The 26746-nt window shown below is 56.7% G+C and carries 19 protein-coding genes; 8 read left to right on the top strand and 11 right to left on the bottom strand.

Going from position 1 to position 26746, the window contains the following annotated elements; genetic code table 11:
- From thrA to GGR28_RS06885, 4 genes are all read right to left on the bottom strand, one after another.
- Positions 1–2457, bottom strand: coding sequence for a bifunctional aspartate kinase/homoserine dehydrogenase I (gene thrA, locus GGR28_RS06900; RefSeq protein ID WP_183495019.1), 2457 nt, complete (start codon positions 2455–2457; stop codon positions 1–3).
- A 105-nt stretch (positions 2458–2562) separates the two neighbouring features.
- Positions 2563–2988 (bottom strand): rRNA maturation RNase YbeY, encoded by a 426-nt coding sequence (gene ybeY, locus GGR28_RS06895; protein ID WP_183495018.1) that lies wholly within the window; start codon positions 2986–2988, stop codon positions 2563–2565.
- 8 nt (positions 2989–2996) lie between these two features.
- Positions 2997–3383 carry an ATP-binding protein gene (locus tag GGR28_RS06890; RefSeq protein ID WP_183495017.1) on the bottom strand — a complete coding sequence of 129 codons (387 nt, stop codon included), beginning with the start codon at positions 3381–3383 and terminating at the stop codon, positions 2997–2999.
- 102 nt (positions 3384–3485) lie between these two features.
- Positions 3486–6812, bottom strand: coding sequence for a DUF4175 family protein (locus tag GGR28_RS06885; protein WP_183495016.1), 3327 nt, complete (start codon positions 6810–6812; stop codon positions 3486–3488).
- A gap of 262 nt (positions 6813–7074) precedes the next feature.
- On the opposite strand from GGR28_RS06885, the gene GGR28_RS06880 reads away from it, so the two are divergent.
- Positions 7075–7989 carry a PAS domain-containing protein gene (locus GGR28_RS06880; RefSeq protein ID WP_183495015.1) on the top strand — a complete coding sequence of 305 codons (915 nt, stop codon included), beginning with the start codon at positions 7075–7077 and terminating at the stop codon, positions 7987–7989.
- Between the two features lie 10 nt (positions 7990–7999).
- Here GGR28_RS06880 and GGR28_RS06875 read toward each other — a convergent pair whose 3' ends face one another.
- Entirely contained in the window at positions 8000–9076 is a 1077-nt protein-coding gene (locus GGR28_RS06875; RefSeq protein ID WP_319936712.1) for an NRAMP family divalent metal transporter, read from the bottom strand.
- Between the two features lie 126 nt (positions 9077–9202).
- On the opposite strand from GGR28_RS06875, the gene GGR28_RS06870 reads away from it, so the two are divergent.
- On the top strand, positions 9203–9586 hold the full coding sequence (locus tag GGR28_RS06870; protein WP_183495014.1) for a hypothetical protein: 384 nt from the start codon (positions 9203–9205) through the stop codon (positions 9584–9586).
- A gap of 19 nt (positions 9587–9605) precedes the next feature.
- Here the strand turns inward: GGR28_RS06870 and GGR28_RS06865 are convergent, their stop codons facing one another.
- The 5 genes from GGR28_RS06865 to GGR28_RS06845 form a co-directional block, all read right to left on the bottom strand.
- Positions 9606–10733: a COX15/CtaA family protein gene (locus tag GGR28_RS06865; RefSeq protein WP_183495013.1), complete on the bottom strand. Its 1128-nt coding sequence runs from the start codon at positions 10731–10733 to the stop codon at positions 9606–9608.
- A gap of 451 nt (positions 10734–11184) precedes the next feature.
- Complete coding sequence (locus GGR28_RS06860; RefSeq protein ID WP_183495012.1) at positions 11185–13056, bottom strand: ABC-F family ATP-binding cassette domain-containing protein; 1872 nt, start codon at positions 13054–13056, stop codon at positions 11185–11187.
- A 58-nt stretch (positions 13057–13114) separates the two neighbouring features.
- Positions 13115–14356, bottom strand: a complete 1242-nt coding sequence (locus tag GGR28_RS06855) for a D-alanyl-D-alanine carboxypeptidase (RefSeq protein ID WP_183495011.1) — start codon at positions 14354–14356, stop codon at positions 13115–13117.
- Positions 14357–14770: 414 nt separating this feature from the next.
- A complete protein-coding gene (locus tag GGR28_RS06850; protein WP_183495010.1) occupies positions 14771–15508 on the bottom strand; it encodes a response regulator transcription factor in 738 nt (245 codons plus the stop codon).
- Positions 15509–15546: 38 nt separating this feature from the next.
- Entirely contained in the window at positions 15547–16962 is a 1416-nt protein-coding gene (locus tag GGR28_RS06845) for a sensor histidine kinase (RefSeq protein WP_183495009.1), read from the bottom strand.
- A 123-nt stretch (positions 16963–17085) separates the two neighbouring features.
- Here GGR28_RS06845 and GGR28_RS06840 point away from each other — a divergent pair, with 123 nt between their 5' ends.
- The 6 genes from GGR28_RS06840 (at position 17086) to GGR28_RS19180 (ending at position 24060) form a co-directional block, all read left to right on the top strand.
- Positions 17086–17820, top strand: coding sequence for an RDD family protein (locus GGR28_RS06840; RefSeq protein ID WP_183495008.1), 735 nt, complete (start codon positions 17086–17088; stop codon positions 17818–17820).
- Positions 17820–18587, top strand: a complete 768-nt coding sequence (locus GGR28_RS06835; RefSeq protein WP_246416462.1) for a sulfite exporter TauE/SafE family protein — start codon at positions 17820–17822, stop codon at positions 18585–18587. The genes GGR28_RS06840 and GGR28_RS06835 overlap by 1 nt, the downstream gene beginning before the upstream one ends.
- A gap of 106 nt (positions 18588–18693) precedes the next feature.
- The gene (locus GGR28_RS06830; RefSeq protein WP_183495007.1) at positions 18694–19893 is read left to right on the top strand and encodes an efflux RND transporter periplasmic adaptor subunit; all 1200 of its coding nucleotides are present in this window, start codon (positions 18694–18696) and stop codon (positions 19891–19893) included.
- A 6-nt stretch (positions 19894–19899) separates the two neighbouring features.
- Complete coding sequence (locus GGR28_RS06825) at positions 19900–23088, top strand: efflux RND transporter permease subunit (RefSeq protein ID WP_183495006.1); 3189 nt, start codon at positions 19900–19902, stop codon at positions 23086–23088.
- A 22-nt stretch (positions 23089–23110) separates the two neighbouring features.
- Positions 23111–23659, top strand: a complete 549-nt coding sequence (locus tag GGR28_RS06820) for a 5' nucleotidase, NT5C type (RefSeq protein WP_183495005.1) — start codon at positions 23111–23113, stop codon at positions 23657–23659.
- Positions 23656–24060: a GtrA family protein gene (locus GGR28_RS19180; protein WP_183495004.1), complete on the top strand. Its 405-nt coding sequence runs from the start codon at positions 23656–23658 to the stop codon at positions 24058–24060. The genes GGR28_RS06820 and GGR28_RS19180 overlap by 4 nt, the downstream gene beginning before the upstream one ends.
- 678 nt (positions 24061–24738) lie before the next feature.
- On the opposite strand, the gene thrS is transcribed toward GGR28_RS19180, so the two are convergent.
- Positions 24739–26670: a threonine--tRNA ligase gene (gene thrS / locus GGR28_RS06810; RefSeq protein WP_246416460.1), complete on the bottom strand. Its 1932-nt coding sequence runs from the start codon at positions 26668–26670 to the stop codon at positions 24739–24741.
- Positions 26671–26746: the final 76 nt, after the last annotated feature.

Genomic DNA, 26746 nt, shown 5'->3' with positions numbered 1-26746 from the left:
CTAACTTAAGGTTCCGATCTGGATGATTTCGGCAAACACGCCGGCAGCGGTTACTTCAGCCCCGGCGCCCGGTCCGCGTACGACCAGGGGACGTACGCTGTACCGATCGGTATAGAATACGATCATGTTGTCGCTACCGCTGAGGGTATAGAATGGATTGTCCTTCCCGACGGACTGAATGCCCACGGAAGCTTTTTCCCCCTCTAGCGTGGCCACCATTCGCAGCACCTTTCCGTCCTTCTCGGCCTGGCGGTATAGTCCGTCGAAGTAAGCTGCTTCTTCCTCCAGAATGGTGAAAAAAGCTTCGATTGATTCTGCCTCCATAGCGCCCTCGGGTAAAAAGCCGCTGAGGGAGACATCTTCGGCATCGAGCGCGATCCCGGTCTCCCGTGCGAGGATAAGAATCTTGCGGGCCACGTCCTTACCCGACAGATCGGTACGCGGGTCGGGCTCCGTGAAGCCTTTTTCCTTCGCTTCCCGAACGATCTCAGCGAATGGGCGGCTACCGTCCATGTTGTTGAAGATGAAGCTCAGCGACCCACTCAGTACTCCTTCGATCTTATTGATGCGGTCTCCACTGTCGATCAGGTCGCGAAGGGTTGATATCACCGGTAACCCCGCACCCACGTTTGTCTCGTAGCGGAACTGGACACCGCGCTTGTCGGCAATATTCTTGAGCCGCTGATACTGTAGGTAGCCGGACGAGGTGGCGATCTTATTAGGGGTAGATACGCTTATGCTCTCATCGAGGATGGTCTCATAGAACGAGGCGATCTGGCTGTTGGCCGTATTGTCAACGAATATACTGTTGCTAAGATTCAGGTCCCGCATCCGTCCGACAAATACGGCCAGGTCGATCTTTGTTTCCGCATGCTGAAGGGCGGTCCGCCAGTTCTCCAAGTCGATCCCTTCGGCATCAAAGAGCATTTTTTTCGAATTGGCTAGGCCCACTACTTTCACCTCCATTCCCCGCCGTTCACGAAGGTATTCGTTCTGCTTTTTTATCTGACTCAGCAGCGTACCTCCGATCAGACCGACGCCGACGATGAACAGGTGCAGCGTTTTATGGTCGGACAAGAAAAAGGCTTCGTGCAGCGCGTTAAGCGCCTTGGTTTCATCTTCCTTCGCAATGACGACCGACACGTTGAGCTCACTCGATCCCTGCGCGATCGCAACTGCGTTGATACCATTCTGGCCCAGCGCCCGGAAGAGTCGACCGGATATACCCGGCTGGTAGCGCATGTTCTCACCGATGATGGCGACTACACTCAACTCACGCTCTACCTTGACGGCGTTCACTACCCCCCGCTCGATCTCGAAGGCGAAGGCATCTTCTACCGCCACCTTGGCGGCATCGGCTGAGGCTGGCTGCACGGCAAAACTAATGGCGTGCTCACTCGATCCCTGGGTAATGAGAATGACGTTGATGCCGGCAGCAGCGAGCGATCCGAAGATGCGCCCGGCGATACCCGGCACCCCGAACATACCGGTACCGGAGACCGTACACAGGGCCACATTATTGATCGAACTGATGCCCCGCACGGCCGCCCCTTCCGGATTGCTCTCCTCACTGACCTTTGTCCCCTCAAATTCCGGTTCAAAGGTATTTTTGATGTAGAGCGGAATACGTTTTTGAAGCGCCGGCATCAGGGTAGGCGGGTAGATCACCTTAGCGCCGAAGTGAGACATCTCCATAGCCTCGGCGTAGGTCATCTTCGGTATGGTGAAGGCCTTCTTCACCCGGCGCGGATCCGCAGTCAAAACACCACTGACGTCCGTCCATATTTCGATCGCATCGGCGTCCAGCCCGGCGGCAAGCAGGGAGGCAGTGTAGTCCGACCCGCCCCGCCCAAGCGTGGTCGTCAACCCGCCCTTCGCGGAGGAGATAAACCCGGTAACTACCTGAACCTTAGGGTGTTCCGAGTAGTATTCACGAATTTTTTGGTAGGATTTTTCGAAATTTACCTTCGCGTTTCCGAACGTCTTGTCCGTCTTGATGATCCGGCGCGCATCCAAAAATTCCGCAGGTACCCCCGCCTCGAGAAGCTTCTGGGAGATGATGTATGCCGAGGAGCGTTCGCCGAAGCTCAGCACATAATCCATCGTTCGTGGAGAGGCCTCCCGGACCAGAAATATGCCGTACAGTAAGTTCTTGAGTACCTCATGGGAGCGGCGCATTTGTTGGGCGGTTTCCCGACGGAGTGCATCGTTGGTCAGCAGTTCGGTGATTGCCTGCTGGTGGCGTTCGGCGAAGGCATCGAACAACTGGCCGTAGCGATCCTCCCCCTGGGCGGCGAGCGTACTCATCTCGATCAGGCTGTCCGTTACCCCACCGAAGGCAGAGAACACCACGGTAAAGTGGTCACCGGAAGCGTAGTATTTTTTGAGTATCTCTACAATGCCGCGGATGCGGTCAGGTTGTCCGACGGAGGAGCCACCGAATTTAAGCACTTTCATGGGGTAAAGATGCCATTTTTACATGGCTTGCGGAGCGTTTGCAACTGCGTTTGAAGGAGGGTTTTACGATTGTCGGAACCCAATTCACTGCTCCTGCGCCCCCGCCTAAATGAGGTCCGCTGGGCGAAGGGACAGTGCCCACTGCTCCCGTTCGCGCATGGCTGCGGCTTCGGATTCCGACTTGTCGGCCTGTCCGCAGAGGTGCAGAATTCCGTGGATCATGACCCGGTGCAATTCGTCCTGATAGCGCTCGGAAAACTCGGTTGCGTTATCGGCCACCCGGTCGGTGGAGATGAATATATCGCCCGTAACGGTAGGGAAATCGGCGTAGGGGAAGGTGATGATGTCCGTCAGCGTATCGTGCTGGAGGTATTGAAGATTGACCCGGTGCAGGTAATCGTCGGAGCAGAAAATGTAATTGACCTCACCGATTTGGCCTCCCCGCTGGGCAACTACTTCCTCGATCCAGGCGGTAAGGGAGGGGAGGGGTTGACGGGGCAGTTGGCCGTCTTCCTCGTGGAACTCGATCATGGGAGAAATCAGAGCCGGAACCGCATCTCGACGGTAGAGCCACCGTTCGTGTACCGCATACGGTCACAGAGCTGGTTCATCAGGAAGACGCCGCGGCCACCGCACTCGCAGATGCGTTCGGGGCAGGTGGGGTCGGGAAGGCTGTTGTAGTTAAAGCCGCCGCCCTGGTCGGAAACCCGGATGGCGAGACCGTCCGTAACCTGGGCACACCTGATGCTCACTGTCTTCGATCGATCCTGCTTATTGCCATGAATGATGGCGTTGCTTACGGCCTCGGTCAGACTGATGAGGAGACTATCGTGCTTTTCCTGGTTAAGCTGGTAGCGGCTGGCGAGTTTCTCGACGAGCTGCTCCACTTTGTTGAGGTTATTGGGATCCGACGCGAGTGTGAGCATATAAGGTTGTTCAGGAAGCTAAACTAAGGACTGCAGAAATATAACATCATACCCCCGCAGAATAGTTGACAAAGACCTGAGCGGCAGAAAATTGGGTATGAATCATTCGGCGCCGAGCGAGCGGAAGTACTCGTTGACCAGTCCCTGGTAGTAAGGCTTCAGTTGGGGCGTGACCTTTCTGAAACGTTCCACCTCCGCACGCCGCTGCCTGATGTACTCTTCCAGGTTGGGGGGAAGTTCCCGGCGTTGTTGTTCCGCGGTTTCTGACTTTCGTTTCTCGTCCATTTTCTGCTCCCGTTCGGAGCGTTCGTGCTCCAGCATACGGGTGAGGATGTCCTGTTGCCGCATGAGCGATTCGTTGGTCAGTCGTTTATTGACCAGGTCTTCCTCGGCGGCGTTCATTTCCTCGATCAGTTGCTGGAGCTGACCGTCCTTGCCCTCACCACCCTGCTGGTTCTCCTGCTGTTTTTCCTCCAGTGCACGTCGCAGGGCGGCCTGTCGGGCGGCAAGTTCGGCAAATTCCTTGCTGGTGCCGCCCTCGCCCTTTCCGAGTCCTTCCTTCATCTCCCTCATTTCTTCCCCGATGCTCTTTTGTCCGTCGCTGCCGGGGTTTTCGCTGGGTTCTCCGCCCTGCTGTCCCTTTCCGGTATTCTGGGGGTTTTGGCACTGCTGCTGGCCCTGCATCTGTCCGGCCATCTGCTGCTGCATTTGCTCCATGCTTTCGCTGAGCATCAGGGCGAGGTCGTTAAGTCCGGTCATGGCCCGTTGCTGCAGGTTGGCAGCCTGGGGCGTGTGGCGTTCTTCCAGTTCGGTGATGGTGCCGGAGAGGTTGCTCTTGATTTCGGTGACCTTTTCGGTGACGAAGGTTTCAATCTGGAAGTTACGTTTGGCGAGGGCCTGCAGGGAATCTTGGACGAGTTCAAAATCGCCGTTGATCTGGAACTGCTGTTGCACGAGTTCCACGTAGCGGGGGGTGTTGATGGTCGTGTTGTTAATCTCGTCCATCGTTTCCTCCTGGTCGAAGCTGAGGTCGACGATGTTCTCCAGCAACTGACGGATCGCGGCCATATCTTCCTTGTTCGACTCCATCTGCATGCTCTCCATGGCTTCCTTCATTTCCTGAGCCATTTTCTTCATTTTCTTGCTGGCGTCCTGTTGCTTTTTAGCGGCTTCTTTGGGCTTTTGCTCCTGCATCTTTTGCTGGGCCTCCTGCATGTCCTGTTCTACCTCCTCCTGCTCTTCCGGCTTGGTGTCCAGGGGCATCGGCCGTTCGAGGGCTTCGTTTTTTTGTTCCGCCTTGTCCAGGTTTTTTTCCAGTTCCTTAAATTCTTCCTGCAGTTGTTCCTGTTGCTCCTGGAGTTGCTCGGTAGGTTGGTCACCCTGCTCGGTTTCCTCGGCAAGTTTTTCCTGTTCCTGGGCCAGTTCCTCCATCTTTTCGATGGCGTCCTGCATTTCCTTCTCCACTTCGAGCTGCTTGAATAGTTCCAGCATGCGCTCCAACTCGGCTTCGGCCTGCTCGTCGGAGAGTTCCATCTCCTCCATCTTTTCGAGCGTCTGATCCTTGTTGAGTTCTTCCATTAGCTTCTGGATCTCCTCCATCAGTTCCTGCAGTTCTTGGGAGAGCGATTCTTCAAACATCTCCTGGAGTTTTTCCTGCTTCTGCCTGATTTCCTCGTTTTCCTGGGCCTCGTTCTCGATGTTTTCCTCGAAGGCCTTCTGCGCTTCCTCGATCTGTTGCTGAATCTCCTGCTGGCGTTCCGCCAGTTTTTCGATTTCTTTCTTCAGTTTCCAGTCTACCTCCTTTTCCTGGAGCATTTTTTCCCGCAGTTTCTTCGTGTCGTCCTGTAGGTCACGGGTAGCCTCGAGGGCCTTCTTCAGTTGATCCTTGACCTTGCTGTCGTTGCTTTCGGCCCGCGCCTCCATCTCCTTTCGGGTCGGCATACGGTAGACCATGACGGGTGTTTTGGCACTCTTGCTGCCGTTGACGCCGTCGTTGTCAAATACTTCGAAGTAGTAGGTGAGTTCGTCACCGGGCAGTAGCTCTACGTCCGTACTCAGATCGATCACGTGATCGTAGCGGGTCTGCTGGCCAGCACGGCCGCTGATTGGAGTACGCTGCTCTTCGGCTTCACCCCCCTCGCGGATTAAACGATAGACAAAGTCCAGCTTACGGATCCCGTAGTCGTCCGAAGCCTCTCCTACGAAGAAGACCAGTTTTTCGTCGGTACTATCCTGAAAGGTCTCCACGCTGATCTGCGGGTACTGGTCGGGAACGACCGACAGGGTATAGGTCACCGAATCGGCTAGTGGGAGCCGGTCGTTGCCTACGTACAGGGTGTAGCGATCGTTGCGCAGGGCACGCTTGTCGAAGCTGTACAGATCGACGCCATCGCGGCGGAGCTGCCCGGTGGTATCCTCGCTGGCAAAACGTAGGTTAATGTTCCCCGTATTCTCCGTGTCGAAGGACCAGCGGAGTTGCGTACCTACGGGCACGGTGAGGTCACCGATGTTGGTGAGTTGTTCGTCGCGGCGGCCCAGATAATCCGGATAGTCGGCATCAACGGTAAACCCGGCGATGCTCGGTTTGGGCAAAATGGCGAGGGTGTAGGCGGGGCTTTCTACCTGTCCGGCGTAAAGGCGAAAGGGCGTATCCGCGCGCACGTTGTTAAAATTGTAGGTGAAGGTTTTCCCGTCTTCCCGGTTGAGCCGGTAACGGTAGCCATCCACTTCAATGTAGGCCTCGGCCGGAAGAACGTCGCCCTCGATCGTTACGGTGAGGGGGAAGTTCTCGTACTGCACCACCTCCAGCTCACCGGGTACACGGAAGGAAAAGGGAGCGGGCCGTTCGAAATCTTCCGAATTGCGAATCAGTCGATCGGTACTGTCTTTGATCAGGCTAGGGGCGGCAAAAAGTAAGACCAACAGCAACAGCAGGGGGGGAAGGGCATACTTCAGGTAGCGGCGGTTCTGGGTAAGGTCGATGGCCGACCGGAAGGGAACGGGACTGATCTCCGCTGATTTTTGATCTATGGAGGCCAGCAGAAGCGCCTTATCGCCGCTGTTGCCCGCTTGTCGCCGCAATTGCAACACATTCAGCAGTTTGTCCTGCACGTTGCTAAAGTGGCGGCCAATGATTTCCGCGGCCCGTTCGTGGCTGATCGTACTACCCAGTCTGAAGTAGCGGCTGAGGGGAAGTAGGACCCAGCCCCCGATGGCAAGGCCGCTCAGGCCCAGGAAGCCGTACCACATCATTTTGCGGGTACTGCCGCTGAAATAAAATTGAGATTCGAGTAAACTAACCGCCAAAAACAGTAACAAAATTAGGCCCGTACTGTACAGTAGGCCCCGGATAGCCCCGTTAATGTAGTATTTACGGATAAACTCATCAAGCTTACCGATAAGAAGATCGTAGTTGCTGTTGGTAGCCATAGTGAAACAGATTGGTGCCGCGGATCTCCAAAATACGGAAACCGCCGCGACCGCCGCGTTTAGTTACAACGCTCCAGGGCATCTTCCTATTGAAAGTAGGGAAGAAGTAATAAAAAATGTCAAAACACATATCTTTACCGTAGGTAAAATAGCCCAACTTAAATCAGCTCTCCGTCGTTTCATCCTCTACGGCACGCCGGTCCCAGTGACCTCGCCTGCTTCCGGGGATGCCGGGCGGTAGTAATTATTAACTTAAGAATCTATGTATCCCCTCACACCACCACAGATTTTAGCACTTGCGAATCGAGTGGTCGGCAATGGCAGCTCCGATCTGTTGTGTGCTAACCTCGAAGGTCAGCTGCGTTACGCCAACTCGTCCGCCTGCAAAACGCTGGGTTACAACTTTTCGGAACTCGTACAGAAAAAGATCGCCGATTACTCGCCTAATTATTCCCAGGATATTTGGGACGGCCACTGTCAGCGTACCATTTCAAACGGAAGCGACGAAATTTATACCTACCACGAAAACTGCAGCGGGACCCGATATCCGGTGGTGATCTATAGCGTTCCCCACATCATCTCCGAAACCAGCGAACAGCTGATCTGTAGCCTGGTAAAGGATGCCCAGAACAGCTACCGCTACCGGCAAATGCTCGAAATGGTGGAGCATTCCCACCGGATCGGCAGCTTCGACTACAATTTACGCGATCAGAGCATCCTGGTGAGCGATAACCTGCTCGCCATCATGGGCACCAGGGATCCCGATACGCTCAAGCCGGATGCGTTCGTGGAGCGCCTTTCCCGGGAACACACTTCCACCTGGAACGCCCACATGATCGACCTGGTCCGCGGGTACCACCGCATGGAAGAAACCCTGGTGGTGTCCACCGCCGGCGGCCGGCAGTCGCTCATGCGCGTCACCCTATGGTCGGTCCTCAACGGGGGAACGGTGAGCGGAATCCGGGGATTCTACGAGATCCTCGATGAATCGGAAAAAGAACGCATGGTAAGCCTCGAGGAAAACCAGCGCCAGCACATCATCCGCGCGCTTCGCTACACCAATGGCCGGGTGACCGGTCCGAACGGTGCCGGAAAGCTGCTCGACATCAACGGCAAGACCCTCTTTGCCCGGATGAAGAAACTCAACATCCACCGGGAAGATTACACCAACCGCTGATCGGCGCAGTTCACAGCAGACCGAGTAAAAATTCGCCGGCCTTGTAGAAAATAAAGAGCAGCACCGCCCCGCTGAGCAGGTTCTGCCACCAGCGGTTTACGCGCTCTCCCATAAGGGAGCGTCGGTTGGCCAGGACAAAGACGACCAGAGCGATAAAGGGCAGCAGAAGTCCGTTTATAACTTGAGCGATCACGATCACTCCGATGATGTCCAGTTGCAGTAACGCTACGCCGAGCCCGGTCAACAGTACCGACAGCCACACCCCACGAAACACCCAGCCTCCGGAATCAAACCCGAGCAATTCCCGCCCCGCCACGGCCGCGGCGAGGGGTGCGGTGGCGGCGGAACTGAAGCCCGCAGCAAACAACCCCGCCCCGAGGGCTAATTTTCCGTAGCCGCCGAGAATATTTTCCAGGGCGTCCCCGAGATCGGCGAAGGATACGAAAACGGGCGCGACCGACCCGACGATTAGAATAGCCGCCGTAATCACCATTCCAATTCCGAAGGAGAGGCCCAGCCCACGGCGCATGTCCTCCAGTTTCGAGCCGCTGCCGAGACCCGCGGCAAGGAAAAAGTTATAGGGAACAATGGTCGTACCGATGAGCCCGAACAGCACGGTAGGATCCACTCCGGCACCCGTGGTAGACCGTACCCCACCGCCTAGCGCGACCCGTACGGCAGCCACCAGAAACAATAATCCCATCCCTGACACCACGTAGGTCATCACCCTGCCCACTCGCGCGGTGCTGCCCGACCACAACAGGGCAACCACCGCACCGGCCAGGGGGATCAGCCACCACTGGTCGGCCGGAAGCAACAGCCGCAGACCACCCAGCGCGCCGAGCAGGTTTCCGGCCTGGTACGCCATACACCCGAAGAGAACGGACAGAAAAGTTACTACCGGAACCAGGCTACCGCCCCCGCTGCGAAGAATCTGCCCCAGCGTCTGCTCACTTACGATCGTGATGCGGGCCGTCATCTCCATGAATACATAACCAGCCGCTGCGGCGATGACCACTACCGGTAGATAACCGTAGCCATTAAGGACTCCGGCGCGGGCAGCGGTGGCTACGGTCCCCGGACCAATAAATGCGGCGGCAATAAGCGACCAGACGAGGGCTCGACCCCAGGAAGAAGTAGTGATGACGGTAGGTATTTATCCCCGAGTTTACGAAGAAAAAAACCGAAGCCTTCTTATCCGGGTTGCCCCTGTATGATCCTGCTGCTCCACACCCTGATCCAGGCCACCGTAGGCCTGATGTTCATCTTCTATCCGCAAGCGGGTGACCTCATCCCCGGATTCGGCACTTCCGAGGGCCAAAGCTTCGAACTCCTCATGAAAATGTACGGCCTGGCTTCCTTGTTTCTGGCCGGACTATCCCTCTACGCCTACCTGAAGCGAACCAGCGATACCCTCTTCCTTTTTCTGACCCTCAGCCTCAGCATCTACCACTACCTGATGATCCTAGTGCAGACCATCTACAACCCCGACCAGCGCGCCGCCCTCCTGCACTTTCTACTCGCCATTTTCCTGACCGGCCAGTACCTGGGCCGCAGAAAAGCCAGCTGGACGGACGATCCAGCGGCCCGTAAGTAGGGTCCAAATATTTTAACAACTAGTTCTCCACCATCTTTTCCACAGGCCTGAGACTCCGTCCCGGGTGGAACAAATAGTTGATGTAAACCACGGTCGAGACCACCGCGATCGCCGTAAACTGGTGGGCCACCCCCAGCCCCACGGGGACCTGCCCGATGCTGCTTACCACCGTCGCAATCCCCAGCCCAACCTGGGTTATCAACAGGATTATCAACAGGGTGTTGGCCCGGGTAAGTTGCCGGGATTGCACGGTCCTATAACAACGGTAAACAAAGTATAACACTATGATTGTCAGCGCGTAAGCCGTCATCCGGTGCAAAAACTGAAACAGAGCGGGCTGAAACAAACTGGCTTCGTAGTTGACCAGGTTTTCCACATTCCACGCACTGCCATCCTGTAGCACCGCGGGAACGAATTTACCATTCATATCCGGCCAGGTGGGGTAGGGCAGGGCGGCCTTCGCGCCACTCATCACACCACCCAGTAGAAGCTGACAGATCAGCAGGATATTCAGGGGCCAAACCAGCTTTTCAACGCGCCCCTGTGGAAAACCGGGCAGGCTTGGCTGAAAAACTTTAATGGTTATCCACAGCAGGTAAGCAAAGAGCGTAATGCCCAGAGCGAGGTGCAGGGTGAGCTTGTACGCGTTGACCCACGGCCGGTCGATGAGTCCGCTCGCCACCATGATCCACCCGAAACTGGCCGCCAGGGCCGCCAGCAGCACCACCACGCCCAGCCGGCGCATCAGGGGAGGGTCCAGGTACTTTTTCCGCCAGAAGATCATAAAACCCACCACGAAGACCAATCCCATTATGCGCGCCCACTGGCGGTGGAACCACTCCCAGAAGTAGATGAATTTAAAATCAGACAGTGAAATGTCGGCAAAGATCTTGGCGTACTGCGGCGACTCCTGGTACTTCTCGAACTCCACCGTCCAGTCGGCATCGTTTAGCGGCGGCATGGCCCCACTGAGCGGCTTCCACTCGGTGATGGACAGTCCCGATTCGGTAAGCCGCGTGATGCCGCCGATGACGATCTGTCCCACCACCATGACCAGCCCCACCAGCAGCCAGATCTTCACCGCGCGGGGATAGCTTCCGCCGCGGCGGGTGTTGCTGAAGGCCCTTTTTTCTACCGGCTGTCCCATCACCTTAATAGTTATTATCTTTTTTAAAATTTCAAATCCCTTTATCGTTATTAGGGGTGTGGAAAGCGGGAGAAAGGATTCCCATCTGGCTTGTCTATTCCAATCTCCACCGTTCGGTCAGCGTTTTCCACATATTCTACACACCCTAACGCGCCCTGAATCAAAGGGATTCGGGATTCGTCCACAATCGCGGGCACCCACCGGACGGGGAGAACTTTTTTACACTCTCCTGGGGATTCCGCCCGCTTTCCTGTCGAGAAGCAGTGGATTAAGAATGTTAGTAGCTGTGGAAATGTGGATAAGCTGCCCGATTTCGCGACACCTCTCCACCATGCTGTGGATAACCCCCCGATTCTCCACCGTTTTCCCCAACTGACCGGTGGAAAAGTGCAACAGTCAATCCCCTGATTTACAAGTTCTTTACGTATCGAAAACATTAGGATGTGGATAACTATTCACCTACGAGCTCCATCCACTCCATCTCCTTTTCCTCGATCGCCTCATTCACTTCGGCCAGTTCGCGTCCGAGCTCGGCAATGCGTTCGGGAGTCAGGGCGGCGGCGTCGCCGAATTGGCGGTTGATCCCCTTTTTTCGATCCTCCAGCTTGCTTATTTGTCCCTCTACGCGCCGGATCGCCTTGCGTTGCTCCTGCGTCAGCGCCACTTCTTGCTCTACCTTCTTTGGCGGGGCCGCGGGTGCGGTGTGAGTTGCGGCGGCAGCAGAACGTTCCTGGCTTTCCACCTTTAGCTGTTCCCGGTACTCGGTGTAGAGCCCGTTCCAGTCGCGGATTTTCCCGTCCCCCTCAAAAATGAAGAGGTGGTGAGCCAGTTTATCCAGAAAGAAGCGGTCGTGACTTACGATGAGCACGCAGCCGGGAAATTCCATCAGGAAGTCTTCCAGTACGTTCAGGGTCATGATGTCCAGGTCGTTCGTAGGCTCATCGAGAATGAGGAAGTTGGGGTTCTTCATCAGGATGGTCAGTAGGTACAGCCGTCGCTTTTCTCCTCCGCTGAGCTGGCTTACGTACACCTGCTGTTGCTTGCTGTTGAACATAAAGCGTTCGAGCAGGCCGCGGGCGGTGAGTTTGAGTCCCTTCTCCAGGGGAATGAATTCGGCGATCTCGCGCACCACGTCGATGACCCGCATGTCCTGCGCCAGGTTGATGCCATCCTGGGTGTAGTAACCGAAGTGGGTATTGCTACCGTGTACGACCTTCCCCGTATCGGGTTCCAGTTCCTTAGTGAGCATGTGCAGTAGGGTAGACTTACCGGCCCCGTTTCTACCCACGATGCCGGCCCGCTCTCCCTTCTGAAATTTGTAGCTGAACCCCTTCACCAGTTCCCGGCCACCGTAGGATTTACTGATGTTGTGGGCCTCCAGAATTTTGCTTCCGAGCCGCTGCCCCTTGATCTCGATGGTGAGTTCTTCCTCCTTACGGAACCCCCCTACCTTATTCTTGAGTTCGCTGAAGGCGGAGAGTCGGCTCTTGGCCTTCGTTCCCCGGCCGCTGGGCATTCGCCTGACCCACTCGAGCTCCTGCTTCATGCGCTTACGGTCCTTGTCGAGTTCGGCACTTTCGGTCTCCTCCCGTGAGGCCTTCTTGTTCAGAAAGTCGGAGTAATTACCGGTGTAGTGGTAAATGTTACCCCCCTCCAGTTCGATGATGCGGTTGCAGACCCGCTCCAGGAAGTAGCGATCGTGAGTGACCATCAGCAGCGTAAGGTTGGGCGACTGCAACCACTCTTCCAGCCACTCGATCATGTCGAGATCGAGGTGGTTGGTGGGTTCGTCCATAATGATGAGGTCGGGCTCGTCGATGATGAGTTTGGCCAGCGCGACCCGCTTGCGTTGTCCTCCGGAGAGGGTAGCTACCTTCTGGTTGACGTCCTCGATGTTCAGTTTGCTCAGCACCTCCTTGATGCGGGCTTCGATGTCCCAGGCCTGGAGTTCGTCCATGCGGCCGAGGGCATTTTGCAGCAACTGGGGAGAATCGGGGCGGGAGAGGGCCTCCTCGTAGTCGCGCACGGCCTTGACCATCTCGTTGTCGCTGTCGAAAACAGCGTCCATGACGGATGCGTTAGCTCCGAAATCGGGATCCTGGGAGAGGTAGGCCATGCGCGCGTCCTTATGTACGTACACTTCGGACCCGACTCCTTCCGGGAGATCGATGCCGGCGGCCACCCGCAGCAGGGTAGACTTACCGGTTCCGTTCTTGGCTACGAGGGCCACCTTCGTATTCTGCGCTACCTGCAGGTCGACGCGGTCGAAGAGGACTTTTTCTCCGTATATTTTTGAGACCTGCGTAAGCTCCAGGTATACCATGTCAGTTGATTTTGGGGTGCAAAGATGCGGATAAAGGCGCCGCCGGGTTCATCCAGCGCTACATATGGTCGTAGGCCCAGCCCAGTACCCGCTCCATCTCACGGTAATACTCCGAGCTTCGGCCCACGACGTTGTTGTGCAGAAAGCTGAAGGCCAGCCACCTTCCCGTGCGGGTACGGACCAATCCACTCAGACAAACAACGCCACTCAGTGATCCGGTCTTTGCCCACACGTAAGTTTCCGGACGGTCGGCAAAACGCTTGGTTAGCGTACCATTGACGCCACCCGCGGGTAGCAAATTCAGTAGACGTTCCCTACCGACGGATTCGTCTAGTGCAAGTACGATCCGCGCCAGCTGGCGCGGCTGCAGTAGGTTATACCGGCTCAATCCACTCCCGTCGGCGTACCTCATTCGCCCGAGTTTCATTTCAGCGAATAGGGTATCGGTGGCAAAATCAAGTAAACGCTCCTCATCCGGCGTTCCGTAGCGATCGGCGGCGCACTGGATAATTAATTGCTCGGCCAGATAATTGTCGCTGTCCTGCAGCAGCTTGCGGTACACCGTATCGGGTAGGGAGACCTCCAAACGCTGATACTGCCCGGTAGGTGGGAGCGGACGATTTCCGATTCCCACACTTTGCTGCGGGAGCGCCTGCGCCACGAGGTCGGTGGTCAGTTCCGGAGACAGGACAAGGGCACGCTGGAGGGGAAAATTAGCGGGATTGTAGAAGGTTTCTCCCACCGTAAATAAGTTGCTTCCTTCCGAACGGCTAATGGTGCGCTCCTGATCGCTGTCCTGCAGCAGAGCGGAGGCCACCGCGGGCGGGGATCCGTACAGGTGGCTTTCCCCGGAAGCATCCAGCGGGGTGAGGTCGAGGTACAGGCGGTTGCCGTACACCGGAAAGGACGACCTTTCGTAAACGTAGCCGTACTCGTAATCGTCCCAGCTCCAGCCGGCGCCGTAGCGCGGTGGTTGCTCGGTGGTGGGAAAGTTGAGTACCAGGGGGCGCTGCTGAGCGGTCAGCCAGGGGCTAAGCTCATCGTACGCACCAAATTCGGGGTGAAGGAGGAGAGGATAACCGCTTCCCCACACTTCCGTACGGTCGGCGTAGTGCCGGTAAAACACCGCCGGCGCCCGGTCGGCAAGGATCCGCCAACTCAGGTAAAAGGTGAGCAGCTTGACGTTGCTGGCCGGCACGAAGTAGCGATCGGCGTTGTACGCGTACACCACCGTGTCTCCCGCTACGTCGTAGATACAAAAGCCGGTATGGCCGGTGGAAAATACTGGATTACGGTCCACTAGTTTACTCAACTCCAGCGCAGTAGGCTGGCCCACGAGCGCTGATGAATGCAGAAAAAAGAGGGACGAAAACGATATATGTAAAATAACAGTAAAGTATCCTGGAATTAAGTTCCGCATATCCATTTCCTATTGTACCTTGGTATGAGCGTTAATGCCGGTAGAAGGTAGATAATCTCCTTCGGTACGGGTTAAACAAAAAAAGGGCCGAAGCGCGGGGCTTCGGCCGATAAAAATTATAATCCCAAAAACTATACTTAATAACGACGGATGCCGTCGTCAATTATCTTTACAGTGCGGCAATGCGATATGTAGGGGTGATGGTCCGGTATTCTGCCCCGCTGGCTGGGTACAAAACAATCCGTTGTGAGTGGATTGTATCGTTGCGTGGAATTTTAACAGCGCATTGCCGGTTCAGCTTTCCTGTTCGCTGCTGACGAGGAGTTGGAATCCGTTGCCGTGAATGTTGACGATCTCGATGGAGGGATCGGGCTTCAGGTACTTGCGCAGTTTGGTAACGAATACGTCCATGGAGCGGGCCGTAAAATAATTGTCCTCTCCCCAAATCTTGGTAAGGGCTTCGCTGCGGCTCAGGATATTGTTCTTGTGTAAAGCGAACAACTTAAGGAGCTGGGCTTCCTTCGGGCTGAGTTTGTCCTTGGATACCTCCCCCTTTTCGTCGGTATGCGTAAGGATACGGAGGGGGAAATGAAAGTGAAACTGACCGAAGTCAAATTCCGTCTGGTCTTCCTTGGGATCGGCGGGAACCTGACTGCGCCGTAGGATCACGTTGATGCGGGCCAGTAATTCTTCGCTGTTGAAGGGCTTGGTGATGTAGTCGTCCGCACCCAGTTCGAATCCGTTGAGCACATCGTCCTTCATCGCCTTAGCGGTCAGGAAAATGATGGGGGTCTGAGAATCCGTTTCCCTCACCTTTTTCGCAAGTTCGAACCCGCTGAGGCGGGGCATCATCACGTCGAAGATGCACAGGTCCCATTTTCCGGTGCGGTAAGCCTCCAGGCCGGCTACGCCATCAACGGCCAGGGTGACATCGTAATCGTGCACCTCGAGGAAGGAGCGCAGTACGTCGCCAAAATTCTGGTCGTCTTCGACCAGGAGTATCTTTGCTTCAGCAGGGTTGATATCACTCATAATATAGGTGCTATTTAGCGGTAAAGTCGATGCAACGGTCAGTCGGGCTGACGGTACGGAAAGGTCACGATAAAGCTACTCCCCTTTCCGGGTTCGCTCTTTACTTCGATGCTTCCGTTGTGCACCTCGGTAATGGTTTTTACGTAGGATAGGCCCAGTCCGAAGCCCTTTACGTCGTGACGATCGCCGGTGTGCACTCGGTAGAAACGGTCAAAAATGTTTTTTCGTGCTTCGCGGGTCATTCCCAGTCCGTGATCCGTTACGGAAATTTGGACGCCCCGCGCCACATTTCGGGTACTAACTATAATGCGCGGTGCTTCCGGCGAGTACTTATTCGCGTTGTCCAGCAGGTTGTTGATCAAACTGGAAAGGTGGGTCAGGTCACCCTCGACAACGTACGGATCGGCCTGTAGATCGGTGATTACCGTACCCCCGCGGGGCTCTACCTGCAGACAGATGTATTCTACGGCACTCTGAATCACGGCATTCAGGTCTACGGCGGTCAGGTTGAGGTTCAGGCGCGACTTGTCAAGTTTGGCCATTTGCAGCACCTTCTCCACCTGGTCGTTCATGCGCTTATTTTCCTGTTTGATGATGCGCGCAAACCGCTGCACCTTGGAGGGGTCATTGCTGATGCGGGGACTTACAATACTGTCGGTAGCCAGGGAGATGGTCGCGATCGGCGTCTTGAACTCATGCGTCATGTTGTTGATGAAATCGGTTTTCATTTCCGATACCTTCTTCTGGCGCAGGATGACGTAAATGGTATAGACAAAACAACCGAGAATAATCAGCACGAATACCACGCTCGCGGCAAAATTGCCGTAGAGGGAACTATAAATGACGCTGTTTTTATCCGGACTGTAGGCCCGGATCTCCCCCGGTATGGCCGGATCGTTGTCGAACAGGCTGACGACGTAATCCCCCTGCATCAAATCTGCGTGACGACTGGTATCGGAGCCGGCCGGAGAGAGCAACCGGCCGTTGCGGGAAATGAATCGTTGCTGGCGGGTGTCGTAAATGCCGTACTCCAGTTCGTCCTGGATACCGGCATTGCGCAGTTCCTTGGTCAGTTTTTTGTGGATCGATTCCCGGTCGATCCGTTCTTCCAAGTTCCGGGAAGCAAACTGGGCGCGTAGCCGGAATGAATTGGGGCTGATGCGGATGGTGCCCGCGGAAAGGAGGCCGGCCGAACGGTCTCCGATGATGAGCTCACCGTACATCGCCTCCGGTACTCCGCCCGCGTATCCGTTGTTGAGGGTCAGTCGGATTTCGTCCTCCTCCGTATCCTCCACTTCATCGGCGACCTGTTTGAGTACGCTCTGCACGGCGCGGTCGTAACGTTCCTTATTTACTTCCAGTCCCGTCTGAATTAACTGCAACTGTAGGATGATCAGGCCCACGATGGAGATGACGATCAGACCAACAATAAGGTAGATGGATTTTTTGCTCATGACGAAAGGGGGAGTAGGCTTACCGCCGGTGGCGGCGCGACAAGTCTAAGCTACAACGAGCCGGAGAAGTATCCGATGTATCGTCGGCTTGCCTTTAAAGGTTTAGTAACTTTGACGCCTCAGATGGCCACCGTCACCATACATACCACCCATAACGTAAGGATTGATTACGAGACGGCCACCGTCGGCCTTCGCATCGGTGCCTTCCTGATCGATCTGGTGATCGTTGCGGTGGTTTATCTGTCGGCAGTGTACGCCCTCGAACTGCTGCGTTTCGACCTCAATTACGTAGTGGCCCTCCGTCTGGCCCCCCTGTTTTGGCTGCTCGGCTATTTCTTCTTCTGGGAGATGGTGAGTCGGGGGCAGACGCCGGGAAAGTTGTTGTTGCGGCTGCGGGTGATCCGGCTCGACGGTCGCGATCCTACGCCCGCCGACTTTCTCGTCCGGACGGTTTTTTTGCTGCCCGATGCGATCTTCACTTTCGGCATGGCGGCCATCCTGTTTATCGTGACGGGAAGGTACGGCCAGCGGCTGGGGGACCTGGTCGCCCATACCGTGGTCATTAACGTCCGGGCGACCGGGGGAGTCAGTCTGGCCGACATCCTTACCATTCGCGACCGGAGCGAGCACCAGGCCCGCTTCGTGGCCGTACAGCGCATGACCGATGAGGACATGCTGGTGGTCAAGCAGTGCCTTCTCCGCTACCGCCGCTACCCGAACGAAGCACACCGGGGTGCCCTATCGCTCCTTGCCAATCGAATGACCGAACTGCTCGAGCTCCGCCGGGAGGAGGTACCCGCCTCGAAAGAAAAATTCCTCCAGACTTTGCTGCTCGACTACATCGTCCTGACCCGGTGATGCTGGACTACCTCATCGCCCTGGTGGGAGCTTTTCTCGCGGGGGGTATCAATACCCTGTCCGGCAACGGTTCGGCCATTACCCTGACCATACTGATGGAGGTACTGGGCCTACCCGCCGACGTAGCCAACGCCACCAACCGAATTGGCGTGGTGACCCAGAGCATGGCCGGCACCTGGGCCTTCAAGCGGGCCGGGCGCCTCAACCTGGCCCGACAGCGCCGGCGGGAAATGTGGCAGATCGTGGTGATCAGCAGCCTGGGGGCCCTGGTGGGGATCTACCTGAGTCTGGTGATGGACAATGCGACCTACCGCACCGTCTTTCGCTACCTGTTGGTACTCATGTTGATCGTGGTGCTGGTCAATCCGAAACGGTGGATCGCTGCGGAGGACGTAGAGAAACGCTTGTCGCTCTGGATTCTGATTCCCGCCTTTTTTGCCCTCGGGATTTACGGCGGCTTCATTCAGATGGGAATGGGCATTTTCTTCCTAGCCCTTATGGTACTCGTGGCGAAATACGAAATAATTCAGGCCAATGTGGTAAAGGGGATCGTGGTCGTCATTTATACCCTGATCGCGGTAGCTATCTTTGCGTGGCGTGACCTGATCGACTGGCGCATCGGCTTGCTGATGGCGCTGGGCCAAACGGCAGGCGGATACCTGACGGCCCGCTATGCGGCAAACGACCCCCGCGCGGGGGTATGGGCGTACCGCTTGCTGGTGGTGGTGATCGTTGGGGCCATTGCCAAAGCCTTTTGGCCCTTCTGAATTTACACTGCACCTGCGGCCCCGCCAAAATGTGCTGAAAGGAGAAGGTGTCGAAACACTATCTATACGGAGAGGTTAACTACCTAAGCCGCCAATCCACCAACTAATGAAAAAGAAGACCGTCAACAACTTTCTCAAAGCGCTACTGGGGCTGGGCATCATTGCGCTGGGCTACTTCGGTATGCAGTACCTGGGTTCGCTCAAGGAAGACGCGCCGCGGCGACAGGTCGAAAAAAGGGTACGTACCGTAGAAACACGCACCGTAAAGAACGAGGCGCTGGCGACCATGCTGGACATACAGGGTCGGTTGCAGGCCTACAACAAGATCGAACTCTACAGCGAGGTGGGCGGAATGGTGGAAGAAACGGGGCGGCCCCTAAAGGTGGGCACCTATTTCCCCAAGGGAGCGGTCATTCTGCGGATCGACAACGACGAGGCGCGCCTCAACCTGCAGGCCCAGAAAGCTACCCTGCTCAATTCAGTGGCTCAGATCATGCCGGACCTGAAGATCGACTACGCCGCAAGTTTTCCCGCCTGGGAGCGCTACCTCGACGCGTATGACATCGACCAGCCGCTGCCAGAGCTGCCCACGGCCGTCGACCAGCGGGAAAAGCTGTTCGTGGCGGGCCGGAACCTCTACTCCCAGTATTACAGCATCAAGAGCCTCGAGGAACGGCTGAGCAAATACGTCATATACGCCCCCTTCTCCGGTGTACTCACCGCGGTCAACATCGACCAGGGTGCCGTGGTACGTTCCGGGCAGATACTGGGCGAACTAATGGCTACGGGCTACTACGAACTGGTGGCCACCGTACCGCTGTCCGAACTGCAGTACCTCCAAACGGGCGGAAAAGTCAGGCTGCACAGCGAGGATATTCAGGGAGCGTGGGATGGTACCATTCGCAGGATCAGCGACCAGATCGACGAGGGATCGCAGACGGTGAACGTGTACATCGGCGTAAGCGGTGAGGGACTGCGCGAGGGAATGTACATGCGGGGAGAGGCTGCGGCCCGTACCCTGGAAAACGTAGTTGAGATCGACCGCACCCTGCTCATCGACGAGCGCAACGTATACGTCGTCCGCAACGATTCCATCCTGACCCTGCAGCCCGTGACGGTACAAAAGACCAGTCGGACATCGGCCATCGTAGGTGGGCTGGACGACGGAGCCCGTCTGCTTACCAGTACCGTACCCGGCGCTTTTGACGGTATGCTCGTGCGCGTTGCCGAACCGGAAGACACCGATGCGCCCTCCGTGGAGGCCTCTGACCTGAGCAGCACATCGACCACCAGCAGCCTGAAGTAGACCGACATGAAAGGATTTATCAACTACTTCATCAAGTATCCGGTAGCGGCCAACCTGTTGATGTTCGGTCTGCTGCTGATGGGCGGGCTGAGCCTGCTGCAGATGAAGTCGACCTTTTTCCCGGAAACGCCGAGTCGGGAGATCTTCATTCAGGTCATCTATCCCGGGGCCAGTCCGGAGGAAGTGGAAGAGGGCATCGTCAATAAGATCGAGGAAAACCTCAAGGGACTGACCGGGGTCGAGCGCTACACCAGCGTGAGTTCCGAAAACAGCGGAACCATCACGGTCGAGGTGCTCAAGGGCTACGATACGGACGTGATCCTGCAGGACGTGAAGAACGAGGTCGATCGCGTAAGCAGCTTTCCGGTAGGAATGGAACCGCCCGTCATCTACAAGCGGGAGCAACTGGGCCGGGCTATCTCCTTTGCCCTTACCGGTGAAGGGGTAAACCTGAACGCACTCAAGGTGGCGGCCCGACAGGTAGAAGACGACCTGCTGGCAATCGACGGCATTTCCAAAGTAGAGCTTTCCGGATTTCCCGACGAGGAGATCGAGATCGCCTTTCGGGAAGCGGATCTGCAGGCCTACGGATTGACCTTCCAGGAGGCGGCCAGCGCCGTTCAGCGCACCAATGTGGACATTACCGGAGGCACGGTGAAGGGGCTCAAGGAAGAGTTGCTGCTGCGGGCCCGGAACAAGGAATACTTTGCCGACGGACTAAAGGACATCGTCGTAAAAACCACGCCCGATGGCGGTACGGTTCGCCTCAGTCAGGTGGCCACCATTCGCGACCGCTGGGCCGACCAGCCGAACCGGGCTTACCTGGACGGCAAGCCCAGCGTAAGCGTCAACGTACAGAATACCCTGGAAGAGGACATGCTCTCCATCACCGACAAGGTGAAAGAATACCTGGAGGATTTCAATGCGGCGAACCCTACGATACAGGCTACCGTAGTCAGCGACGCGAGCATTACGCTGCGGCAGAGGATGAACACCCTGCAGACCAACGGCATTCAGGGATTCCTGATCGTGGCGCTCCTGCTGGCTGTCTTTTTGCACTGGCGGCTGGCCTTCTGGGTGGCGCTCTCCATCCCGATCAGTTTTGCCGGCATGTTCATCATAGCCAGTGCGCTGGATATCACCCTGAACGTCATTTCCCTTTTCGGCATGATCATCGTGATCGGTATCCTGGTCGACGACGGCATCGTGATCGGGGAGAACATCTACAGTTACCACGAAAAGGGACTGCCCCGCACAAAGGCCGCCCTGAACGGGACGTTGGATGTTCTCGGAGCGGTGTTCGCGGCCATCCTCACCACCGTTATCGCCTTTTCCAGCTTTTTCTTCATCGACGGGCGGCTCGGTGACATCTTCCAGGAAATGGCCATCGTGGTGATCTTTTCGCTGATCTTCTCCCTTGTGGAGGGTGCGATCATTCTACCGACCCACATCTCCCACTCCAAAGCCCTGGATCCGAACGTAAAGCCCAACGCCGTACAGCGCAAGTTCGACCAGATGATGAATTTCATGCGGGATCGGATGTACGCCCCGGTGCTGGACTGGACCATGCGGTTCAAGTTTCTCACGCTGTCCATTTGTCTGGCGGTCCTTTTTCTGAGCTTCGGACTGGTAAGCGGAGGTTTCGTGCTGACTACGGTGTTTCCGACCATCGAGCGCGACGACGTAGCCATCACCCTGCAGCTGCCGGCCGGTACGCCACAGGATAGGACGCAGCTCATCCTGGATGATATCGAAGCCGCCGCCAAACGGGTCAACGAGCGCATGAGCGCCGAGGTGTTCGGTGACGGGCGCGAAATTGTGGAGCGCATCGAAGTAAAAATAGGTCCCACCACTTACCAGGGCAACGTTACGGTAGCCCTACTGCCCGGTGAGGACCGGGGTGACGTGGCGCTGCGCGACGTACAGAACGCCATTCGGGAGGAGGTCGGACCGGTAGAGGAAGCCGAAATTCTCAGCTACGGAGGCAACTCCTTCTTCGGTAAGCCGGTGAGCGTGAGCCTGGTCGGTAGCGAGATCGAGGAACTGGAAAAGGCCACCGCCGACGTCAAGGCGGAGCTGGAACAAATGGCCGAACTTACCGACGTGATCGACAGCGACCAGGAGGGTCTGCGAGAGATAAACATCACCCTAAAGGACAAGGCCCGGTACCTGGGACTGGACCTGCAGGACATCGTCGGACAGGTGCGTTCCGCCTTCTTCGGATCCGAGGCCCAGCGCCTCCAGCGGGGGGAAGACCAGGTCCGCGTGTGGCTGCGGTACGGGGAAGACAGCCGGCGCAGCCTCGCCGATCTGAACAATATGCGTGTGCGGCTTCCGGACGGCAGTCAGTACCCGATCTCCGAAATCGTCAACCTCGAACCCCAGCGGGGCGTCATCTCCATCAACCACACCAACGGACAGCGGGAGGTGAAGGTAGAGGCCGACGTAGCCACCAATAACGTATCGGTCACCGACCTCAATGCGCTGGTTACCGACGAAATTATCCCTAGGGTACTGGCCAAGTATCCCGGCGTGTCGACCGTAGCCGACGGCCAGGTGCGCGACCAGATGAAGACGTTCAGTTCGCTCAAGATCGTTCTCCCCGTAGTGCTGGGACTGATGTTCTTCGTCGTAGCACTCACCTTCCGGTCTATGGGACAGGCGGCGGTTCTATTTTCGCTACTGCCCTTCGGGTTGATCGGAGTAATTTTCGGGCACTGGCTGATGGGCAAACCCATTTCCCTCTTTTCCGGTCTGGGCATCATCGCGCTGGTCGGTATCATCGTCAACGACGGCCTCGTATTCATCTCCACCTACAACGACAACCTGCGCAGCGGCATGTCCATGATGGATGCCCTCAACGACGCCGGTCGCAGCCGTTTCCGGCCGATCCTGCTCACCTCCCTTACGACCTTTGCGGGCCTCGCTCCCCTGTTGCTCGAGAAGAGCCGGCAGGCGCAGTTCCTCATCCCCATGGCTGTATCGGTAGCCTTCGGACTCCTGGCGGCGACGGTGGTTCTCTTACTCCTGCTGCCCTCCCTGATCGTCTTGCTCAACCGCGGCCGCGTCAGTGTAACCCGCATCAAGACCGGGAAAAAACCCGACTACCACGAAGTGGAACCCGCCTACAAGGAACTCGGCGAAGGCGGCTACGATGCCGAAAAGCCCATCGGAATCACGCGCGTGGAACAGTAAACCAGTCTACAAATAAGAAGGAATGCGCATTTGCATCGATATGGACGAGGTCATGGTAGATAACTACCAGCGGTACCACCAACTATTCGAAGAACACTACGGCCGCAAGGTCGATCCTCAGGAGTACTACGGTAAGAAGATATACGAACTGCCCGGAATCGAGGCCATGCGCGACGAACTACACCAGCCGGGGTTCTTCCGCCACCTCCCCATCATGAAGGACGCGGCAGAAGTAGTTAAGGAACTGTACGACAACTACGAAGTATACATCGTCACCGCCGCTACCGAATTCAAGAACTGCTTCACCGACAAGTGGGAGTGGCTCGAGGAGCACATGCCCTTCATTCACTGGGAAAGGATCGTCTTCTGCGGCAACAAGAGCATCGTGCACGGCGACTACATGATCGACGACAAGGTCAGCAACCTCAACACCTTCAACGGACAGGGCCTGCTCTTCACCGCCAGCCACAACGTACTGGACGACGGCGGCTACCCCCGTTTCGCGAACTGGATCGAAATCCGGGACTACTTCCGTACCCTACGCATCGCCGAGATCGCACAGGAAGGGTGAAGCGCACGGTCCGTAAAGTCTGGCGCTCCGGCTGGAAAAAGCTCCCCTTCGCCCTCACCGGACTGGTCGCCACCGGCATCAACTACGGCCTGTACCTCCTCCTGGTCGATCGCTACCTACCGCCCCTGCCGGCCACCACCCTGGCCTATTCCAGCAGCGTCGTCCTCAACTTCTTCCTCCAGCGCTACTTCGTCTTCGAGCTCCGCCGCTCCCTGCGCTCCGCCTTCGCCCTCAGCATGCTCGTCAGCCTCGGCGGCCTCCTGCTCGACGCCTCCATCGTCTACGGCCTCCACCGCTTCCCCCTACTGGGCACCCGCGAATGGCTCATCAAGGGCGTCGCCACGGGAGTGGTATTTTTCTACAATTACTACGGGAAGCGGCGGGTGTTTGAGGGGAGGTGAGGATTTACCATTTACAATATTTAATATACAATTTAAAATTTAGCTGCCGCACGTGATAGGTCGCTTCGCGAAGGGATTTACAATTTGCAATATTCAATTTAAAATTTGGCTACCGCACGTGATAGGTTCCTTTGCGATAGAATTTACAGTTTACAATTTACCACTTACAATATTTAATTTGGCTACCGCACGTGATAGCTCACCCCGATCGGACTTGTCTTAAACCAATTAAAGCACAAAATCCGCGAAAATCTGTGCCCTAATCCATCCAAATCCGCGTTCCAAAAATCCGTCGCGCAGCGACCCCCTCCCAGCATACTATGCCTCCACCGTGAATCTGCGAAAATCTGCGAAGCAATCCGTCCAAATCTGCGTTTCCATCCCCGTCGCGCAGCGACCCCATTTCTGCGAGCCACACCCCGACTTAAATCTGCGAGCATCTGCGAAGCAATCCGTCTAAATCTGCGTTTCAACCCCGTCGCGCAGCGACCCCATCCCTACATGCAACCCATCGCCTGAATCTGCGAAAATCCGCGAAGCAATCCGCTTAAATCTGCGTTTCAACCCCCCGTCACGCAGCGACCTCCCCCTCAGCGTCCAACGCCCCAACCTAAATCCGCGAAAATCTGTGCCCTAATCCGTTCAAATCTGCGTTTCAAACCTTATCGCGCAGCGACCCTACAACTCCCCCCGAAAAAACTCCACAAACTCCCCCACCGTCATCGCCCCACGGTCACCTTCACCCTGCACCCGCACGGCTACTTGCCCGCTTTCCGCTTCCTTCTCACCTACGATGAGCATAAAGGGAGTCCGCTTAAGCTCCGTATCCCGGATCTTGCGGCCGATGGTCTCGTTGCGGTCGTCGACGGAGCCGCGGATGTCGTGCTTGGCCAGTTCGGCGAGCACCTGCTGGGAGTAGTCGTTAAATTTCTCGCTGATGGGCAGGAGGGTGATCTGCTCCGGCGTGAGCCACAACGGAAATTTGCCCCCCGTATGCTCGATCAGGATGCTCGTGAAGCGTTCCAGGGAGCCGAAGGGCGCACGGTGGATCATCACGGGCCGGTGCGGCTGATTGTCGGCCCCGATGTACTCCAGTTCGAAGCGGTCGGGTAGGTTATAGTCGACCTGTACGGTACCGAGCTGCCACTGGCGACCGAGGGCATCCCGGACCATAAAGTCGAGTTTCGGACCGTAAAAGGCCGCCTCGCCGTAGACCTTCACCGTTTTCATGTCGATCTCGGCACAGGCGTCGATGATGGCCTGTTCGGCACTCTCCCAGTTCTTCTCCGAGCCGATGTACTTCTCGGGGGTAGCGGGGTCGCGCAGGGAAATTTGGGCGGTGACGTCGTCGAAGCCAATCATACCGAGCACCTCGCGCACGATATCCACTACCGCCAGAAATTCCCCCTTCACCTGCTCGGGCATGCAGAAAATGTGGGCGTCGTCCTGGGTAAATCCGCGTACCCGACTCAGTCCGTGCAGCTCGCCGGTCTGCTCGTAGCGGTATACGGTACCGAATTCGGCCAGGCGCAGCGGCAGTTCCCGGTAGCTCCGTGGACGGAACTTGTACATCTCGCAGTGGTGCGGACAGTTCATCGGCTTCAGCATAAATTCCTCTCCCTCGCGGGGGGTCTTGATGGGCTGAAAACTGTCGGCCCCGTACTTGTCCCAGTGGCCGCTGGTTACGTAAAGTTCCTTTTTCCCGATGTGGGGCGTGGTCACCTGCTGGTAGCCGGCATTCTCCTGGCGATCCTTCAGGTAGTTGACCAGCCGCTCCCGGAGCTGGGTGCCCTTCGGCAGCCACATGGGCAGACCGGCACCCACCTTTTCGCTGAACATAAAGAGCTCAAGTTCCTGACCGAGCTTGCGGTGGTCGCGTTTCTTGGCTTCCTCCAGCATCTCCAGGTACTCCTTCAGCTCCTTGGCCTTTGGAAAGGAAATGCCGTAGATGCGGGTAAGCTGCTTGCGCTTTTCGTCGCCCAGCCAGTAGGCACCCGCCACCTTCATCAGCTTGATAGCTTTGATCGAACCGCTGTTGGCGATGTGGGGACCGCGGCAGAGGTCGGTGAAGTTTCCCTGAGTATAGAACGTGATGGTGCCATCCTGCAGTCGGTCGAGCAGCTCGAGTTTATAGGGGTCCTCCTTTTCGGTGAAGTAAGCGATCGCATCGGCCTTGCTGATGTCCTTACGCACGTACTCCACCTTCCGGCGGGCGAGTTCCAGCATCTTTTCCTCGATCCGGGGCAGGTCTTCCGAGCTGATGGACCGGTCACCGGTATCAATGTCGTAGTAGAATCCATTCTCCACGGCGGGGCCGATACCGAGTTTGACGCCGGGATACAGTTCCTCCAGGGCCTCGGCCATCAGGTGGGCGGTTGAGTGCCAGAAGGTTTCCTTACCGCCCTGGTCGTTCCAGGTCAGCAATTCTACGGTCGCATCTTGCTCAATGGGGCGGTCGGCATCGATGATGGTGCCGTTGACGCGGGCGCTGATCACGTTACGGGCCAGGCCGGCGCTGATGCTCTGGGCCACGTCCATGGCGCTGCTGCCGGCTTCGAATTCACGTACGCTGCCGTCGGGGAGGGTGATGTTGATCATCAGGGGCTTCATTTTTTAGACCTGCATACGAGCGCAGGCCTTCGGGAGCGCGAAGGTAGGGTTTTGGGCGGGTACGCAGGTGCAAGGT

Origin of the sequence: Neolewinella aquimaris, from assembly GCF_014197245.1 — a bacterium.
Classification (GTDB): domain Bacteria; phylum Bacteroidota; class Bacteroidia; order Chitinophagales; family Saprospiraceae; genus Neolewinella; species Neolewinella aquimaris.
This window is presented reverse-complemented; position numbering and strand designations above follow the sequence as displayed.